The organism is Streptosporangium heterodermiicola, assembly GCF_051390675.1.
Taxonomy (GTDB): Bacteria; Actinomycetota; Actinomycetes; order Streptosporangiales; family Streptosporangiaceae; genus Streptosporangium.
In genome coordinates, this window is the sequence record NZ_JBPJSR010000016.1 from 213,794 (window position 1) to 230,983 (window position 17,190).

General features: G+C 73.3%; 14 protein-coding genes. 8 read left to right on the top strand and 6 right to left on the bottom strand.

The annotated features are described in order from the left end of the window. Positions 1-107: 107 nt before the first annotated feature. The 3 genes from ACSC1Q_RS30740 to ACSC1Q_RS30750 all read right to left on the bottom strand — a co-directional run bounded on the left by ACSC1Q_RS30740 (position 108) and on the right by ACSC1Q_RS30750 (position 4,431). A complete protein-coding gene (locus ACSC1Q_RS30740) occupies positions 108-977 on the bottom strand; it encodes an AraC family transcriptional regulator (RefSeq protein WP_436762176.1) in 870 nt (289 codons plus the stop codon). Positions 978-1,147: 170 nt separating this feature from the next. Continuing rightward, entirely contained in the window at positions 1,148-2,629 is a 1,482-nt protein-coding gene (locus tag ACSC1Q_RS30745) for a cryptochrome/photolyase family protein (RefSeq protein ID WP_436762177.1), read from the bottom strand. Positions 2,630-2,646: 17 nt separating this feature from the next. Continuing rightward, positions 2,647-4,431 (bottom strand): CocE/NonD family hydrolase, encoded by a 1,785-nt coding sequence (locus ACSC1Q_RS30750; RefSeq protein ID WP_436762178.1) that lies wholly within the window; start codon positions 4,429-4,431, stop codon positions 2,647-2,649. A 429-nt stretch (positions 4,432-4,860) separates the two neighbouring features. Between ACSC1Q_RS30750 and ACSC1Q_RS30755 the strand changes: the two genes are divergently transcribed. Continuing rightward, the gene (locus ACSC1Q_RS30755) at positions 4,861-5,529 is read left to right on the top strand and encodes a TetR/AcrR family transcriptional regulator (protein ID WP_436762179.1); all 669 of its coding nucleotides are present in this window, start codon (positions 4,861-4,863) and stop codon (positions 5,527-5,529) included. Positions 5,530-5,806: 277 nt separating this feature from the next. On the opposite strand, the gene ACSC1Q_RS30760 is transcribed toward ACSC1Q_RS30755, so the two are convergent. Next, positions 5,807-7,006, bottom strand: a complete 1,200-nt coding sequence (locus ACSC1Q_RS30760) for an ROK family transcriptional regulator (protein WP_436762180.1) — start codon at positions 7,004-7,006, stop codon at positions 5,807-5,809. Positions 7,007-7,060: 54 nt separating this feature from the next. On the opposite strand from ACSC1Q_RS30760, the gene ACSC1Q_RS30765 reads away from it, so the two are divergent. Both ACSC1Q_RS30765 and ACSC1Q_RS30770 read left to right on the top strand, forming a co-directional pair. Then, positions 7,061-9,289 (top strand): HAD-IA family hydrolase, encoded by a 2,229-nt coding sequence (locus ACSC1Q_RS30765; RefSeq protein WP_436762181.1) that lies wholly within the window; start codon positions 7,061-7,063, stop codon positions 9,287-9,289. A gap of 56 nt (positions 9,290-9,345) precedes the next feature. After that, positions 9,346-10,506: an epoxide hydrolase family protein gene (locus tag ACSC1Q_RS30770; protein WP_436762182.1), complete on the top strand. Its 1,161-nt coding sequence runs from the start codon at positions 9,346-9,348 to the stop codon at positions 10,504-10,506. Positions 10,507-10,572: 66 nt separating this feature from the next. Here ACSC1Q_RS30770 and ACSC1Q_RS30775 read toward each other — a convergent pair whose 3' ends face one another. Continuing rightward, positions 10,573-11,808 carry an epoxide hydrolase family protein gene (locus ACSC1Q_RS30775; protein ID WP_436762183.1) on the bottom strand — a complete coding sequence of 412 codons (1,236 nt, stop codon included), beginning with the start codon at positions 11,806-11,808 and terminating at the stop codon, positions 10,573-10,575. Between the two features lie 255 nt (positions 11,809-12,063). Next, complete coding sequence (locus ACSC1Q_RS30780) at positions 12,064-13,035, bottom strand: GlxA family transcriptional regulator (RefSeq protein WP_436762184.1); 972 nt, start codon at positions 13,033-13,035, stop codon at positions 12,064-12,066. A 72-nt stretch (positions 13,036-13,107) separates the two neighbouring features. Between ACSC1Q_RS30780 and ACSC1Q_RS30785 the strand changes: the two genes are divergently transcribed. From ACSC1Q_RS30785 to ACSC1Q_RS30805, 5 genes are all read left to right on the top strand, one after another. Continuing rightward, on the top strand, positions 13,108-14,313 hold the full coding sequence (locus ACSC1Q_RS30785; RefSeq protein WP_436762185.1) for an MFS transporter: 1,206 nt from the start codon (positions 13,108-13,110) through the stop codon (positions 14,311-14,313). A 181-nt stretch (positions 14,314-14,494) separates the two neighbouring features. Then, the gene (locus ACSC1Q_RS30790) at positions 14,495-14,881 is read left to right on the top strand and encodes a YciI family protein (RefSeq protein WP_436762186.1); all 387 of its coding nucleotides are present in this window, start codon (positions 14,495-14,497) and stop codon (positions 14,879-14,881) included. Further along, positions 14,881-16,119, top strand: coding sequence for an RNA polymerase sigma factor (locus tag ACSC1Q_RS30795; RefSeq protein ID WP_436762187.1), 1,239 nt, complete (start codon positions 14,881-14,883; stop codon positions 16,117-16,119). Before ACSC1Q_RS30790 ends, ACSC1Q_RS30795 begins: the two co-directional genes overlap by 1 nt. Positions 16,120-16,275: 156 nt before the next feature. Continuing rightward, positions 16,276-16,596, top strand: coding sequence for a hypothetical protein (locus tag ACSC1Q_RS30800; RefSeq protein WP_436762196.1), 321 nt, complete (start codon positions 16,276-16,278; stop codon positions 16,594-16,596). Next, complete coding sequence (locus ACSC1Q_RS30805; RefSeq protein WP_436762188.1) at positions 16,556-16,999, top strand: VOC family protein; 444 nt, start codon at positions 16,556-16,558, stop codon at positions 16,997-16,999. The genes ACSC1Q_RS30800 and ACSC1Q_RS30805 overlap by 41 nt, the downstream gene beginning before the upstream one ends. The last annotated feature ends 191 nt before the right edge of the window (positions 17,000-17,190 follow it).

Here is a 17,190-nt window from a genome sequence, read left to right on the forward strand (position 1 = left end):
GGCGGCCGTACACGCCCGTGGGCCTGCCCGCCGTGCCGCCGCCTCCGAAGGGCGTCGGCCGGGCGGAGGCGTCCGGCGGCCCGGGGTGATCCCGTGCCCGCCTTCCGTCACGCCGGTTCGACGGGTAGCCACAGCTCGCAGGTCGCGGAGCTGAAGTCGTCCGCGCGTTCGAGGAACGCGACGATCGAGGGGCCCGGCCGCAGCCGCCACGGGTTGGAGGGGAACCACTCGGTCGCGGTCGCGGCCCAGGTGTCCTGCAGCGCCTGCGGATGCGGTCCCGCGGTGCGGAAGACCGCCCACCTGCCGGCCGGTACCTCGATGGCGTCGAGGTCGTCGGGGACCGGCGTGTCCCGGGAGACGGCGACGCCGTGCAGGTAGGTCAGTTCGCCGCCCTCCGCGCCGTCGGGGTCGAGATCGTCGCTGACCTGCAGCAGGCCCTCCGGTTCGAGGTCGCCGAGGGCCTTCAGCCGGAGATGCTCCTCCTGCGGCAGCGCGGCGATGTGCCGCTGGATGTGCGGGTTGACGCCCTGGTGGATGAGCGGGACCCGGGCCGCGTGTCCGGCCAGCCGGAACGCGGGGCGGTCGACGAGGCGGGTGTCCATGGGGATGCTCCCTTCGACGGTCAGGCGGAACCTGAGCCGTGGTTGTGTGCGCAGGGGGCCTCCGTCGCGGCGCACGTCACCGGGACCTGAGCCGTGGACCGCGCGGAACGCGCGCCCGAACGCCTCGGTCGAGCCGTACCCGTGCCGGACGGCGATGCTCAGCAGGTCGTCCTCGCGCCGGACGACGTCGGCGGCGGCGACGGTCATGCGGCGGCGGCGCACGTATTCCGACAGCGGCATGCCGGCCAGCGACGAGAACATCCGGCGCAGGTGGTACTCGGTCGTGCCGAGTTCCCTGGCCAGCCCGTGGACGTCGAACTCCTCGGCGAGATGCTCCTCGACGAGGCCGACAAGCCGGTTGAGCGCCGAGATCACGGGGCCCCCTTTCGATGTCAACCCTGCCGGAGGAACCCCGGCCGTACCCGATCGCCGCGATCCGATCCGATCGGGTGCCCGGACGGACGAGGAACCGGCCGAGCCTCACGCACCCGGGCCGTGACCGCCGCGGCCTTCCCCGGACCGGCGGGCGGGCGTGCCGAAATCGGTCAGGGGGGCGCGTCGCCGCGCGCGGCCTCCTGGGCGCACACCTCGTCCAGGTCGTCGAGCCGCCGCATGCCGTGCACGCCGCGGGCCGTGCGCGGGTTGGCGGCCAGCCACTCCTGGTTGCGGGCGAAGAACCACCAGTAGCCCGCGGTGAACGGGCAGGCGTCCTCGCCGGTCCGCCGGGAGGGCCGGTAGCGGCAGGGCGCGCAGAAGTCGCTCATGCGGTTGATGTACGCGCCCCCGGCCGCGTACGGCTTGGTCGCCAGCATGCCGCCGTCGGCGTGCTGCGACATGCCGATCACGTTGGGCACCATCACCCAGTCGTACCCGTCGACGAAGCAACGGTGGAACCAGTCGGTCAGCCGCGCGGGGTCGTACCCCCGCTGGAGCGCGAAGTTCCCGAGCACCATCAGCCGGACGATGTGGTGGGCGAACCCGGTGTCGCGCACCTGGGCGAGCGCCCACGACAGGCAGCGCGCCTCGACGGCGTCCGCGTCCAGCTCCTCGAACCAGGCGGGCAGCGCGGTGCGGGCCGACAGCCGGTTGAGGTCGCGGTAGTCCTCGCCGAAGTACCAGTACAGGTGCCAGATGTAGTCGCGCCAGCCGATGAGCTGCCGCACGTACCCCTCGACGCTCGTGAGCGGGGCGTGCCCCGCCCGGTAGGCGGCCTCGGCGGCCCGCACGCACGTCATGGGGTCGAGCAGCCCGAGGTTGATGGCGGGCGAGAGCATGCTGTGCGCCATGAACGGGTCGCCGGTGAGCATCGCGTCCTGGTACGGGCCGAAGGCGGGCAGCCGGTGGCGGATGAAGTGCCGCAGCGCGCCGTGGGCCTCCGCGACGGTGACGGGGAACACGCGCGGGCCGTCGCGCCCGACGAAGGACATCTCGCCGTCGCTCTCCCACCGGTCGAGGTCGTGGCGCACCCGCTCGTCGATCTCGTCCTCCTCGGCCGTCCACGGGCCGGGCACGTCCAGCCCCCCGGCGGGCGGCGGCTCGCGGTTCTCGGCGTCGAGGTTCCACCGGCCGCCGGCGGGCTCGTCGCCGTCCATGAGCACGTCCAGGCGGCGCCGGGCGTCGCGGTAGAAGTCCTCCATGAGCAGCCGGTGGCCCTCCCTGCTCCTGGCCCAGGCGCTGAACTCCTCCGCGGTGCTGGTGAACCCGCGCGAGGGCAGGACGGTCACCTCGGCGCGGCCCCGGACGAACGCGTCGGCCGCGTGGCTGGTGGGCCCGCAGACGGTGACCCGGCAGCCGGCGCGGCCGAGCGCCTCGGCGAAGGTGCCGGTCCGCAGGAACAGCGCGCGGTCGCCCAGCTCGGCCGCCCGGTGCCGCAGCGCCGAGAGCGTCAGGTGCGCCTTCTGCCGGTGGTAGCGCCGCCGCCGCAGCACCGACCTGGCCTCGACCAGCAGCACCGGCTGGTCGTCGGAGTCGAGGAAGTGGTCCCCGAGCTGATCGGCGAAGAGCCATCGCCTGTCGTGTTCCCCCATGCCGCCATCCTGGCCGCTCAGCGCACCGCTTCCCCCGCGCCTCGCCGGTCGGACCGCGCGTGGTGTGGCTGGACGGGAAGTTGCAGGTAGGAGGCGTGTTCGCCGCCGGTGTGGATGACGTGCCTCCCGCCGTTGGCCGGGGTGTACTCGACCAGGCCGGGCATCATCGGCCCGAGGAGGTGCCGGCCGCTGATGACGAGGCGGAGCTGTTCGCCGGGGTGGAAGGCGAGGCCGATCGGGAGCAGGTCGATGTCGACGCCGACGATCTGGCCGGGGGAGAGCCTCTCGATCCGGTCGAAGCCGTGAGCGGGTACGGCGTCGGTCGACAGCGTCTCGTCCAGGTGGCGCATGGAGACACGCAGGCGTCCGTCGGATCCCTTGTACCGCAGGATCGAGGCGCCGCGTTCGGTGAGGTCCTGCGCGAGCGCGCCCTGGTTGGGCACGGTGAACTGCTGCAACGGGGTGCCGTACGCGTCGAGCTTCTGGACGAGGACGAACAGGTCCATGTCGTCGGCGCCTCGTGCCTCGACGTACAGGTGCGCCTTCGGGTAGCCGACCAGCACGGTCTCCCGGTCGAAGCGGGTGACGAACGACACCGCGTCCGGGTTCGATCCGACCTCGTAGAGCGCGCTCGCCTCCTCCGCCGGTGCGGCCGTGACCAGGGCGCGCGAGCGGCCGTCGAGGTAGTACCTCGTCGGGACGACGTCCGGGGGAGGGAACTCCTCCGCGGCGACGCCGACCCGGTCGCCGCCCTGGAGGTCGAGGACGGAGTAGCGGACGCGCGGCGTCCGCTCCCACCCGTTGTCCTCGCCCTTGAGGTAGTGGTCGAAGAACCGGCGCAGGTCCTCCCTGTTCGCCTCGTCGTAGTAGTCGGGCCACTCCTGGCTGTTGTGGACGCGGAGCCACTTGTCCCGCGAGGCCATCCGCCGCCAGGCGCGGAACGTTCCCGCGGTGTGCAGGGTGTTGGAGTAGCTGGCCACGACGTACGCCGGCACCGTGATCCGGTCGAAGCGCGGGATCTTGTCCTCCCACAGGTCGTTCATGAGCGGATAGCGCTCGGCCTCCGCGATGATGTCCTCTTTGTTGTTCTTGCCCCAGAAGCTGTGGTCCCGCAGTTGCCTGGCGAACCCGTGGTCGGGCATGCCGCCCCGCATCACCAGGTCGCGGTAGACGTCGCTCACGCCCTCCCACGGATTGATCGCCGCCAGGTGCGGAGGTTGTTCGGCCGCGGTGAACCACTGCGAGACCGCGAGGTAGGAGGTCCCGCTCATCGCGACCTTGCCGGTGCACCACTCCTGGACGGCCAGCCACTCGATCAGGTCGTGGCAGTCGCGGCCCTCCTGGCGATCCCACAGGACGCTGTCGCCCTCGGAGTCGGCCACACCCCGGACGTCCGGGTTGCAGACCGCGTAGCCCCGCGCGCACCAGTAGGCCGGGTCGGGACCCTCGAACTTCTCCAGACCCGAGACGATCGCGTTGTCCAGCCCGACCAGCCCGAACACGCCCATCACACTGGCGGAGGTCCCCTGGCCCTTGCCGTACGGGCTCCACGCCACGATGACGGGCACCTTGTCCGCTCCGGCGGGACGAAGCACGTCGACATGGATGGTCACGCCGTCGCGCAGGGTGACCGCCACGTCCTTCTCCAGCACGATGTCGACCGGGATGGGGCGGAACGCGGGCGCGATCCGGAAACCCGCCGGCAGGGTTCGCGTGCCCGGATCGAACCCGCTCAGAACGCCGTACCTGTCACCCGGCTCCAGCGGGTGGGACGGCATGTACACCTTCTGGTCCTCGCTCATGAGGGACTCCTTCGTCTTTCTTCCCGGAACCGGCTCCGTATCGGGCCGTTTCCTCCGGAGGCCGGGACGTCCGCGTTCCGGTGCCCGGTGCGCACATGCGGCCGTCATCGGGGGGCGCGCACGCTTCCGGGACGTTCGGGCAGGTCAAGGCGTCGTCGGCGTCCACAGCGTACGTCCGCCGGGAATTTATATCAACACACGTTGATATGAAGGAGAGTGTGATGGGTCACAGCCCCGTACGGCCGCGCCGGACCGGCCCCCGGCCCGACGGCCTGGCGCCCCGCCCAACGGGGACGGGTGCGCACCCTGATGGGCAGGTGAAGTCAACGGACGTTGATATGCTTCGCGCGAGAGTCGCCCACGCGGCTGTGGACCCGGCGGGAGTGCGTCACGGGCACAGTCGGCCCGACATCACCGGAAGTTGGCGCCATGGTGGAGAACGATGCGTCCGGGGGCACGTCGTCGGGCCGGGACGGCGCCCCCTCGCGCCGGCGGCGCGGTCGCAGGCCGGGTCGGAGCGAAACCCGGCAGGCCGTCCTCGACGCGGCGCGGGCTCGCTTCGCCGCCGACGGTTTCACGGCCACGACGATCCGCGGGATCGCGGCGGACGCGGGGGTCGACGCCGCCCTGGTCATGCAGTTCTTCACGTCGAAGGACGAGCTCTTCGGCGCCGTCATGTCCGTGCCGCCGGCCGCGCTCGCGCGCATGACCGACGCGTGGCAAGGGCCCGAGGACGGCATCGGGGAGCGCGTCACGCGCGCCTTCCTCGGTGTCTGGGAGGACGATCCGCAGGCGTCCAGGCCACTGCTGGCGATGCTCCGCGGTGCGATCGCCCGGGAACGCGCGGCCGAGCAGCTCCGCGACTTCATCGAGGCCCGGCTGATGAAGGGCGCCCCCGCGCACCTGCGGGACGACGACGACACACGCCTGCGCGTGGGCCTCGCCTCGGCCATGCTGATGGGGATCATCGTCGCACGGCACATCGTTCGCGTACCGACCATCGCGGACGAGAGCCAGGACTCGATCGCGGCCACCGCGGCCACCGCGCTGCAGGCGCTGCTCACGCCCCGGGCGGGCCTGCGGGGCGCGACGCGATGACAGGTGGCCACGGGTTCCTCGTGGCCGGCGACGGTCGGGGGCGGCTGTTCGCGTGTCAGGAGGCGCGGGCGGCGGCCGGCCGGTGGCCCGGCCCTCCACGATGGTGAAGGAGGCGGGACGGCCCAGGGAGATGGCGATGTCAAAGCATGCCAAATACGATGAAAGCGACTCTTTGTAGATTATCAAATGCGCTCCGTAGCGCACGGCGTGACGTCCCGCGGCACCAGCCCTCGCCGGAGCCGATCGCCGGGCGAGGACCGCGCGGACAGGCCGGTGGTCATCGTCCGGAGCGCTCGGCCGCCCACGCGCCGAGGCTCTCCTCGGTGAGGACCTGGTCCAGCGCGGTGGCCGCCGCCCCGTGCAGCGCTCCGTCCTCGCCCAGTACGGCGGCCACCACCGGCGGCGGGTCCAGGCGGCGGAAGCTCATCAGCCCGTCGGCCAGGGCCGCGCCGAACTCCGTGGTGGCCGCGGAGCGCAGCGGTTCGGCGAGGCCGCCCAATGTGACGATGCCGGGATCCAGGGCGTTGATCAGTCCGGCGAGGCCGCGGCCGAACCCGCTCGCGGCCCGTCCCACCGCGGCCCGGACCGCCGCGTCCCCCTCCGCCCTGGCCAGGGCCGTCCGCGCGTAGCTGCGCGGGTCGCGGGGCGGAGGCTCCCCGAGATGACGGGCGATGGCCCGGCCGTCGACCGCGAGGTCCCAGCAGCCCAGCGCGCCGCACGGGCAGCGCAGCGCGGGATCGCCGAGCGGGAGATGGCCGAACTCGCCGCCGGTGCCGGTCGCGCCCGCGACGGGGCGGCCGTCCGCGACCAGGGTGCCGCCCACGCCCACCTCGATCGTGACGTGCAACGCCGTGCCGACCCCGGCGCCGCCGCCGTAGCGGGCCTCGGCGGCGCCGGCCAGCGTCGCGTCGTTCCCGACGAGCAGCGGCAGGCGCGGCTCGGGCGCCAGCGCGGCGAGGTCCACCGCGTCCCAGCCCAGCGCCGCGGACTGCACGACCCGGCCGTGCCGCACGGTCGCGGCGACCGCCACCGACACGGCCCGGACGCGCCGCCCGTGACGCTCGCGCACCCGCCGTACCGCCTCCGCGACCGTGCCGACCACCTGATCGGGGTCGCGGCCGGCGTGCGCGGCCGCCTCGGCGAGGCGCGGCCTGCCGTCGAGCTCCGCGACCGCGACCCGCCAGTCCTCCTGCCGGACGTCGACGGCGATGACGACCGGGCCGTCCGGATGCGGGCGCAGGACGGTCGTCGGGCGGCCCCGGCCGGAGACGGCGGCCGGACTCTCGACGAGCAGCGCCAGCTCGCGCAGCCGCGCGGTGATCTCGGTGGCCGACCCCGTGGTGAGGCCGAGCCGGCGCGCCACGCCCGCCCGGGTCGCGCCAGGCTCGCGGCGCATCTCCTCCAGCACGGCCAGCGCGCCGCGCCAGCGGGCGTCCCGCGCGCGGACGGACCGCGCCCGGCCTGCGGAGCTTGTCATGGGCACCGTCACCTCCTATATCCTCGTGCTACGAGTTTATCGGAGGAGGCCCCTGTGCGGCGACAACGGCTGGATCTCGAAGCGCTCGAAGCGGTGCTCCTGGACATGGACGGCACCCTCGTCGACTCCGACGCGTCGGTCGAGCGGGCCTGGACGACCTGGGCGGGCGAGTACGGCGCGGATGTGGCGGCGGTGCTGGCCGTGGCACACGGCAACCCCGCGGCGCACACCGTACGGCGGCTGCTGCCCGCGCTCGACGCGCACGAGGTCGCGGAGGCCGCGCGGCGTCAGCACGCCCTGCAGTACGACGACCTGGCGGACGTCGCCGCCGCGCCCGGCGCGCACGACCTGCTCGCCGAGATGGACCGGCTCGGGCTGCCGTGGGCGGTGGTCACCAGCGCCGACCGGCGGCTGGCAGAGGAACGGTTGCACGCGGCCGGCATCGACCCGCCGCTGCTGCTCACCGTCGACGACGTGCGGGCGGGTAAGCCCGACCCCGAGGGCTACCTGCGGGCGGCGGCCCGGCTGGGAGCCGACCCGGCCGCCTGCCTCGTCGTCGAGGACTCCGAGCCCGGGCTCGCCGCCGGGCGGGCCGCCGGCATGCGCTGCGCGGCACTGCGCGGCCTCGACGGCGACCTCCGCCTGCTCGACCTCGGGCAGCTCGCCCACCTGCTGCGGCGCTCCCGGGTCCGGCCGTGGTGGCGCGACGCGGTCGGCTACCAGGTGTACCTGCCGTCGTTTCGCGACAGCACCGGTGACGGGTGGGGTGACCTGGCCGGGGTGAGCGCGCACCTGGACCACCTGGCCCGGCTGGCCGTCGACGTGGTGTGGCTGACGCCGTTCTTCCGGTCCCCCATGCGCGACCACGGCTACGACATCGCCGACTACCGCGCGGTGGACCCGTCCTTCGGCGGCGAGGCCGCCCTGGACGAGCTGCTCGACCAGGCGCGTCGCCGGGGCATGCGGGTGATCGGCGACCTGGTCGTGAACCACACCAGCGACGCCCATCCGTGGTTCGCCGCCGCGTCCTCCTCGCGGTCGGAGCCGCGTCGCGACTACTACGTCTGGCGCGACCCGGCTCCCGGCGGCGGCCCCCCGAACAACTGGCTGTCCCACTTCGGCGGCCCGGCCTGGACGTTCAGCCCGGCCACCGGCCAGTACTACCTGCACCTGTTCCGGCCCGAGCAGCCCGACCTCAACTGGCGCAACCCCGCGCTCGCCGCCGAGATCGACGCGGTCATCGAGTACTGGCTCGCGCGCGGGCTCGACGGCTTCCGCGTCGACACCGCCGCCTACCTGGTCAAGGACGCGGGCCTGCGCGACAACCCGCCGCTGCCGCCCGACCGGCTCGCGCCGACGCTCGGGACGACCCTGGACTGGCGCCGCCAGGATCACCGCCACGACATCCACCAGCCTGACGTGCACGCCGTGCACGAGCAGTGGCGCGAGGTCGCCGACCGCCACGGCGCGTTCCTCGTCGGCGAGGTGTACGAGCTGGACCCCGTCGCGCTCGCCCGCTTCGTGGCGGGCGAGCGGCTGCACTCGTCGTTCTGGTTCGGGCTGGTGGAGACCGGCTGGGACCCCGACCGCATCGACGCGATGATCACGGCCGCGGTGGCGGCGTCGCCGCGCCTGTCCTGGGTGCAGGGCAACCACGACCGCTCCAGGGCCGCCACGCGGTACGGGGGCGGAACGCCGGGGCGGCGCAGGTCGCTGGCGCTGCACGTGCTGATGGCGCTGCTGCCCGGCACGGTCTGGCTCTACCAGGGCGAGGAGCTCGGCCTGGGCGACGGGCGGGTGCCGCCGGGGGAGGGCGCCGACCCGCTGGGCGCGGCGCAGCCCGACCAGAGCCGCGACGTCGTCCGCACGCCGATGCCGTGGCGTCCGGGCGCCGGGCTGGGGTTCACGACCGGCCGCCCGTGGCTGCCCGGCGGCGGCCGGACCCGCTCCGACACCGTGGCGGGCCAGACGGACGACCCGGCCTCGCACCTGAACGCCCTGCGCCGCCTCCTGACGGTCCGGCGCCGGCTGGCCGGTCACCTCGCCGTGACCGACGAGGTGACCAGGCAGGAGATCGGCGCGGAGATCGGCGCGGCGGTGACCGCCTACCGCCGGGGCGACCTGTGGGTGGTGGCGAACCTGCGCGACACGCCGTCGGCCGAGGTGGAACTGCCGGCGCCCGCGGTGTTCGACAGCGACGACCCGGCGGTCACCCCCGACCGTCCCGGGTCCGGCCGGATCCGCCTCGCGCCGCAGCAGGCGCTCCTGCTGGCGGCTCGATGACCGGCGACGGCGCACCCGGCGCCGGAAAGGCCGACCGATCGAGAAGGAGGGCACTGATGTCCCAGCCGGTGACCCCGTTCCGACTGCGAGTCCCCGAGGCCGATCTGCGCGATCTGCGCGACCGCCTGGCCCGTACCAGGTGGCCGGAGAAGGAGACCGTGGACGACTGGTCCCAGGGCGTCCCGCTGGCCTACGTGCGGGAGCTGTGCCGCTACTGGGCCGAGGAGTACGACTGGCGGGCCACGGAGCGGCGGCTGAACGCGCTGCCGCAGTTCCGTACCGACGTCGACGGGCTCGGCATCCACTTCGCGCACGTGCGCTCCCCGCACGAGGGCGCGCTGCCGCTCGTTCTCACGCACGGCTGGCCGGGCTCGGTGGTGGAGTTCCTGAAGGTGATCGGCCCGCTGACCGACCCGCCGGCCCACGGCGGCGACGCGGCCGACGCGTTCCACGTCGTGTGCCCGTCGCTGCCCGGCTACGGGTTCAGCGACAAGCCGGCCGGCACCGGCTGGGGCGTCGAGCGGATCGCCGCCGCGTGGGCCCGGCTCATGGCCCGGCTGGGCTACGACCGGTACGGCGCCCAGGGCGGCGACTGGGGCACCAGCATCGCGACGAGCATCGGCCAGCAGGACTCCGGGCACGTGGCGGGCATCCACCTCATGCCGCCCCTCGCCGCCCCCGACCCGGCCACGATGGACGACCTCACCGACGCCGAACGGGCCGCGCTGGCCGCGCTGGAACGGGCGCGGGAGTGGGAGGACGGTTACTCACTGGAGCAGTCCACCCGGCCGCAGACCGTCGGCTACGGCCTCGTGGACTCCCCGGCGCTGCTGTGCGCGTGGATCGTGGAGAAGTTCCGCTCCTGGACGGACTGCGACGGGCACCCGGAGAACGCCCTCAGCCGCGACGAACTGCTGGACAACCTCATGTTCTACTGGCTGCCGGGCACCGGCGCGTCGGCCGCCCGGCTGTACTGGGAGAGCTTCAAGCAGGTCCAGCGGCGCTTCGCGGGTGCGACGACCGACGTGGTGACGGTGCCGACGGGATGCTCGATCTTCCCCAAGGAGAACCCGCGCCCCTCCCGCCGGTGGGTTTCCAAACGCTTCACCGACATCCGGCACTGGAACGAGCTGGACCGGGGCGGCCACTTCGCCGCCTTCGAGCAGCCCGAGACGTTCGTGGACGAGGTGCGGACCTTCTTCCGCCTGGTCCGCTGAGCACCGGTCCGGTGCCCGCCGGGTGAGGTTCGCCCGGCCCGTCACCGGGCGAGCCCGCGGGGTCGTTCAGGGCCTGCGGCCGCGGAAGGTGCGGCGCAGGTCGCTCACCCAGGCGTCGGGGTTCTCCCAGGGGATGAAGTGGCCGCCGTGGTCGTGGGCGTTGACGTTGACGTGGTTGAACCAGTCGCCCTGCGGGCCGGTCCTGAACGCCCGGACGCGCTCGTCGGCGCTGTGGATGCCGGGCGGGTTCTCGTACGTGACGAAGGTGAGGCCGACCGGGGCCTCCACGACCGGGGTGCGGTCGTGGGCGGGGGCCCAGGGGTAGCGGTTGGCGTTGGCGTAGTAACGCATCGACGTGGCGATGGAGTTGTTCGCCCAGTAGATCGTGGCGTGGGTGAGCAGGTCGTCCTTGGTGAAGACGGACTCCACGTCGCCGCCGTTGTCGCTCCAGGCGTTCCAGCGCTCCAGCAGCCAGGCGAGCAGCCCGGCGGGCGAGTCGCTCAGCCCGTGGGCCAGGGTGGCGCCGTCGAGCGTGTGCACGGCGAGGTGGGACGCCGAGCGGTGGTCCAGCTCGATGACGCGGGCGCGGACGTCGGCGGGCTGGTCGTCGGTGAGGGGCCGGTTCCGGGCGAGGTCCCAGGCGCGGGGGCCGGTGAAGAAGTCGAGCGGCAGCCCGGAGCCGATGTGGATGCCGTACAGCTCGTCGGCGTACTTGTGGCCGAGCTGGCTGGAGACGATCCCGCCGATGTCGCAGCCCCCGGCGGCGTATTTCCGGTATCCCAGGGTCTCGGTCATCAGGGTGTGCCAGAGGTCGGAGACCTTCCAGAAGTTGACGTCGGGAAAGCCGGTGAGCGGGCCGGGGAAACCGAAGCCGGGCAGGGACGGCACGATGACGTCGAACGCGTCGGCGGGGTCACCGCCGGACGCGGCCGGGTCGGCGAGCGGGTCGATCACCTTCGACCAGTGCCAGAACGTCCACGGCCAGCCGTGGGTGAGGATCAGCGGGATCGGGCGGGGGCCGCGTCCGGGCTTGCGCATGAAGTGCACCGGGACACCGGAGACGCTCACCTGATAGTGCTCGTAGGTGTTGATGGCGGCCTCGGCCTCGCGCCAGTCGTAGCCGTCCCGCCAGTAGGCGACCAGCTCACGCAGATAACCGTCCGGGACGCCGTAGGACCAGTCCTCGTTCCCCTCGTCCAGCGGCGGACGGGTCGACGCGAGACGGGCCCGCAGGTCGTCGAGGACCTCGTCGGACACGTGGATCGAGGTGGGCTCCAGGGGGAAGGCGTGCGGGGCGGTCATGGCGTGATTCCTTGTCGGGTAGGGGGAGGCGGTGCCGACGGCCTGCCGGATGGCCGGGCGGCGAGCCGGGCCGTTTCTGGGTGGGCGGGTGGCGACGCTGTTTCGGGAAAGGTAGGCGACGCCGTTTCGGGGCGGGCGGGCGGCGACGCGGAGAGTACCCGCCGGTGGTGCGGGCCGAACCGGCCGCGGTGTCCTCCGTGATGTCGTCCGCTACGTCGTCCGCGGCCGGGATCGCGGCGGAACCGCCCGGGACTTTCAGCGGAAGGAGCGGCGGTAGGCGGCCGGGGTGGTGCGCAGCGCGGTGTGGAAGCGGCGGCGGAGGTTGACCGCAGAGGAGAGGCCGACGCGGGTGGCGATGGTCTCGACGGGCAGGTCGGTCTCCTCCAGCAGGGCGCGGGTGGCGGCCAGGCGGCGTTCCAGCAGCCAGCGGGCGGGCGGGACGCCGAGCCGGCCGGCGAACTGACGGGTGAGGGTGCGGGGGGAGACGCCCGAGTAGGCGGCCATGTCCTCGACGGTGATCTGGTCGGGCAGACGCGAGAGGAGCCATTCGAGCAGGGGGGCCAGGGAGTCCGGCATGGGGCCGGTGGTGGGGAGGGGAGGGTACTGGCGCTGGCAGCCCTCGCGGTGCGGACCGGCGGCGAGCTGGCGGCCGATGCGCATGGCGTGGGCCGCGCCGTGCTCCTGGAGGACCTGGTGAAGGCAGAGGTCGAGGGTGGCGGCCGAGGCTCCGGCGGTGGCGACGTCGCCGTGGTCGACGTAGATGACGGTGTCGTCGAGGATGACGCGGGGGTGGCGGGCGGCGAGTTCGCCGGAGAGTTCCCAGTGGACGGAGGCGCGGCGGCCGTCCAGGAGGCCCAGGGCGGCGGGGATGAAGATTCCGGCGCAGACGGCGACGATGCGGGCGCCTCGGGCATGGGCTCGGGACACCGCGTGGAGTACGGCGGGCGAGGGGGTGAGGGTCCAGCTCGCGATGAGCACGGTGTCGGCGTCGTCGAGGGCTTCGAGACCGCTGTCCACCTGGATGGGTACGCCGAGGGTGGTGGGGAGGGAGCCGGGATGTTCGGCGCACTGGCTGAAGCTGTAGTGCCGGGGGATGTCGGGGCCGTGGTAGCCGAAGACGGCCGAGGCGGAGGTGACCGGGTAGAGCTCCTGGTTCGGGGCGACCAGGGCGACCACGCGATGCGGGCTGGGGGGCGCCGGGAGCGTTTCCCGGCAATCCAAGGACATGGCGTAAATGTATCCAATGATGTCATTTGGGACACCGGCGCCTTGATCTCGAAAAATCAAGAATTGGGGCTCATGTGGACGAGGAACTTCACCCTCTACTTCGGGGCCCGCACGATCTCGCTGCTCGGTGACGCGATGATGCCCGTCGCCTCGGCGCTCGCGATCGGGAAAATCTACGGGATCGCGGGCGTCGGCTACGTGCTCGCGCTCTGGACCGCGTCGGCCGTGCTGGTCATGTTGTTCGGCGGGGTCGTCGCCGACCGGATCGGCGCCAGGCGCCTGATGATCGGCGCGGACGTGGTCAGGGTCGCCACCCAGGGGGTCGTGGCCGTCGCCTTCCTGGACGGCGCTCCGCCGTACGCCCTGTTGCTGGTGACGGCGTCCTTGTCGGGCATGGCCGCCGGGGTGTTCGAACCGGGCGTCAACGGCATGGTCTTCCTGGTCGCCGGAGATCCGCAGCGGGCCAACGCGACGCTGAAGATCGCCGAGGCGGTCACCCACCTGACGGGTCCCGCACTGGCCGGAGTCCTCGTCGTCGCCGCCGGGCCGGTCGTCGTCTACACGGTGGACGCCGCGACGTTCCTGGTCAGCGGGGTGTGCCTGCTGCTGGTCCGGGTCGCCGTACCCAGGCCGGAGCCCTCCGACGTGCTGAGCGACCTGCGCAGGGGCTGGGAGGAGTTCAGGGCCAGGACCTGGATGTGGTCGGTCATCCTGGTCTGGGTGTTCTGGGGCGTCCTGGTGGTCGGGCCGTACGTGCCGCTGTCGTCGCAGGTCATCGGGGCCGACTACGGCTGGGTGATGGCGGCGCTCGGCCTCGGCACCGTGCTGGGCGGGCTGGTGGCGATCAGGCTCAGGCCGCGCAGGCCGCTGGTGGCCGGGGCGGTGGCGCTGAGCGGGTACGTGGCGGTGCCGCTGACGGTCGCGCTCGGGCCGCCGCTGCCGCTGCTGATGGCCGGGCACCTGCTCGGGGGGTGCGCGTTGGCGTTCTGGTCGGTGATGTGGTCGACCAGCGTGCAGACGCAGGTCGCGCCGGACGTGGTGAACCGGGTGAACGCCTACCAGGTGGCCGGGTCGGTCGCGGGCATGGCGGTCGGGCAGGCGCTGGCCGGTCCGGTCACCGCGCTGGTCGAACCGCGCACCTTCATGCTGGGGTCGGCCCTGGTGACGGTCGGCGTGGTGGCGGCGCTGCTGTCGATCGAACCGGTCAGACGGCTGGGCCGGGAACCTCGGGAGGCCGGAGACCGGTCGGTCTCGGTCTCGGCCGGCTTGTCGGCGTAGTCGGTCGTCCTCCGCTGCCGGACGTGGCCCGTCCACGTCAGCCGTCGTTCGGGGGCCGGTATGACAGGATCGGCCGCGTCGCGGCGAGAGATTTCTCCGGGACCGTGTCGATCCGCGGGCCGCTCGTTCGACGTGTGGGTGCGAGGGCCGGCAGGCGGCCCCGCCGGACGAGGAGAGCGCGATGCCGAAGTACATGCTGATCATGCGGGGCACCGATGAGACGAACGCGGCCATGATGGCCTCGATCGACGAGGCGATGGCCGCGACCGGCCGGTTCATCGAGGAGATGATCAAGGCCGACGTCCTCCTCGCGGCCGAGGGGCTGGACGATCCGGGCCGGGGCGTCGTGGTCGACTTCGGCGGCGAGGCGCCGGTGGTCACGGACGGGCCGTACGGCGAGACCAGGGAGCTGTTCGGCGGCTACTTCCTGCTCGACGTCGCCACGAAGCAGGAGGCGGTCGAGTGGGCCAGGCGGTTCCCGGCGGTCCGCGGGTCCAAGATCGAGGTCCGGCGGGTGGCCGAGGCCGACGAGGTCCCGCAGGCCGCCGAGAGCGACGGCCGGGTCTGATGGGTACGGCCGACGTCGAGGCCGTCTGGCGGATCGAGTCGGCCCGGATCGTCGCCGCGCTGACCCGGTTCACCGGTGATTTCTGGCTGGCCGAGGACGCGGCCCAGGAGGCGGTGGCCGAGGCGCTGGTGTCGTGGCCGCGTGCCTCTCCGGCCAATCCGGCCGGCTGGCTGATGGCCACGGCCCGGCGGCGGGCGATCGACGCGATCCGCCGCCGGACCGCCCTCCAGGACCGATACGCCCTGCTGGCGGCCGACTCCGTGGCCGACTCCGTGGCCGACTTCGCGGTCGATCAGGAGATCGACCCCGACCGGATCGACGACGACGTCCTGGCGCTGATGTTCGTCAGCTGCCACCCGGTGCTCTCCCGCGAGTCCCGGGTGGCGCTGACCCTGCGCGTGGTCGGCGGCCTGTCCAGCGAGGAGATCGCCCGCGCGTTCCTGGTACCCGTGCCGACCGTGCGGGCCCGCATCACCCGGGGCAAGAAGGCGATCGCGGCGGCCGGGGTGCCGTTCGAGCTGCCGCCGGCCGGCGAGCGCCGGGAACGGCTGGGCGGTGTGCTCGGCGTCCTCTACGTGATCTTCACCGAGGGGTCGACGGCCACGTCGGGCGACCGGCTGCTGCGCCCCGACGTCGCGTACGAGGCGATCCGGCTGGCCCGCACGCTGGCCGCGCTGCAGCCCGACGAGCCGGAGGCGCACGGCCTGCTCGCGTTGTGCGAGCTGACGGCCGCGCGCTTCCCGGCCAGGACCGGCCCGGACGGCACGCCGATCCTGCTTGAGGACCAGGACCGGCGGCTGTGGGACCTCCCGGCGATCCGCCGGGGACTGGCCGCGCTGGCCAGGGCGTCGGCCCGGGGCCTCGGTCCCTACGGCCTGCAGGCCGCGATCGCCGCCGTCCACGCGTCGGCGCCCTCGGTCGAGGCGACCGACTGGGACCGGATCGTGCTGCTCTACGAGGCGCTCGGCCGGGCCGCGCCCTCGCCGGTGGTCGAACTCAACCGGGCCGTCGCCGTGGCCATGGCCTCGGGTCCGGCGCGGGCCCTGGCCATCGTGGACGGGCTGATCGCCTCGGACCGGCTCCCCGGCTCGCATCTGGTTCCGACCGTACGCGGGGAGTTGCTGGCCCGCCTCGGCCGGCGACCGGAGGCGCGCGCCGAGCTGGAGCTGGCCGCCCGGCTGTGCGCCAACCGGCGCGAACGCTCGGTGCTGCTGCGCAAGGCGGCCGCGCTGGACTGACGTCCTCAGCGCGGGCCGCGCTTGTCTCACAGGACTTTCACCCCGCTGGACCCATGACCGACCGCGCCGCGCGCCCGAATCGGCGGATCACGGTCCGGCAGTCCACTCCACGAGTCGGGTCCTCGCTATGGGGGCCGGGGCCGTAGCCCGTCAAGGATGATCCGGGCGATGTGCGCGGAGCGTTCGCGGCCGGTGTCCGCGCCGGCGTGGCGGATCGCGGCGAAGGCACCGGCAACGATTGCCATCACCTCGTCGACCGTGGTCGAAGAGGCCGGTGGTCTCGGGCCGGTGGTGACGGTTCCACCGGGGGCTGAGGGGGGCCATGCCTGGGGCGACGCGGCCGACGAGGTGGGGTTTGCCGGTGGTGGTGCCGTGAAACGACGCGGTGTCCGATTCGTTCAAGACGGCACTCCCGCCGTCCGGGCATGCTGGTGGTATGGAACAGAAAGTGCATTTCATAACCTTGTCGACGCCTGATCTCGACGCCGCCCGCGCGTTCTACCGCGAGGGTCTGGGCTGGACGCCGCTTCTGGACGTGCCAGGGGAGATCATCTTCTTTCAGGTGGCCCCCGGGATGGTCCTGGGGCTGTTCGACACGGGAAAGTTCGTCGAGGACACGCGGGGCACGGCGGCCGACGGCAAGCTGGGCGGTCTCACCCTGTCGACCAACGTGCCGACGCCCGCCGACGTCGACGCCGCCGTACGGCGAGCCGTCGAAGCGGGCGGCACGCTCGTGAAGCCTCCCCAGACCGCGAACTTCGGCGGCTACCACGGCCATGTCGCCGACCCCAACGGGGTGGTCTGGGAGATCTGCCACAATCCCGGCTGGCGGCTCGGCGACACCGGCCAGGTCCACCTCGGCCTGGTGGAGGCGGAGTAGCCGCGGGATAGGCCCTGGGCCTTCCGCCGCATGCACCTGGCCCCGCCAGGGCGTGCGGCTCATCGCCGGGCTGGGCGCAGGGCCACGGGCGGGGCCGTTCACGCGTGCTCGTGACGGTCACCGACGTCCCTCGACCGGTACCTCGGGGACAGGTCGACGAACGGCGGTTCTTTCGTCGTACCGGCATCGTG

Excerpts from the sequence above, each read along its gene's own strand:
- ACSC1Q_RS30770 (WP_436762182.1), top strand. The coding sequence starts at position 9,346 with ATGTCCCAGCCGGTGACCCCGTTCCGACTGCGAGTCCCCGAGGCCGAT.
- ACSC1Q_RS30785 (WP_436762185.1), top strand. The coding sequence starts at position 13,108 with ATGTGGACGAGGAACTTCACCCTCTACTTCGGGGCCCGCACGATCTCG.
- ACSC1Q_RS30795 (WP_436762187.1), top strand. The coding sequence starts at position 14,881 with ATGGGTACGGCCGACGTCGAGGCCGTCTGGCGGATCGAGTCGGCCCGG.
- ACSC1Q_RS30750 (WP_436762178.1), bottom strand. The coding sequence starts at position 4,431 with ATGAGCGAGGACCAGAAGGTGTACATGCCGTCCCACCCGCTGGAGCCG.
- ACSC1Q_RS30745 (WP_436762177.1), bottom strand. The coding sequence starts at position 2,629 with ATGGGGGAACACGACAGGCGATGGCTCTTCGCCGATCAGCTCGGGGAC.
- ACSC1Q_RS30755 (WP_436762179.1), top strand. The coding sequence starts at position 4,861 with ATGGTGGAGAACGATGCGTCCGGGGGCACGTCGTCGGGCCGGGACGGC.
- ACSC1Q_RS30790 (WP_436762186.1), top strand. The coding sequence starts at position 14,495 with ATGCCGAAGTACATGCTGATCATGCGGGGCACCGATGAGACGAACGCG.
- ACSC1Q_RS30760 (WP_436762180.1), bottom strand. The coding sequence starts at position 7,006 with ATGACAAGCTCCGCAGGCCGGGCGCGGTCCGTCCGCGCGCGGGACGCC.
- ACSC1Q_RS30805 (WP_436762188.1), top strand. The coding sequence starts at position 16,556 with ATGGAACAGAAAGTGCATTTCATAACCTTGTCGACGCCTGATCTCGAC.
- ACSC1Q_RS30800 (WP_436762196.1), top strand. The coding sequence starts at position 16,276 with ATGATCCGGGCGATGTGCGCGGAGCGTTCGCGGCCGGTGTCCGCGCCG.
- ACSC1Q_RS30775 (WP_436762183.1), bottom strand. The coding sequence starts at position 11,808 with ATGACCGCCCCGCACGCCTTCCCCCTGGAGCCCACCTCGATCCACGTG.
- ACSC1Q_RS30780 (WP_436762184.1), bottom strand. The coding sequence starts at position 13,035 with ATGTCCTTGGATTGCCGGGAAACGCTCCCGGCGCCCCCCAGCCCGCAT.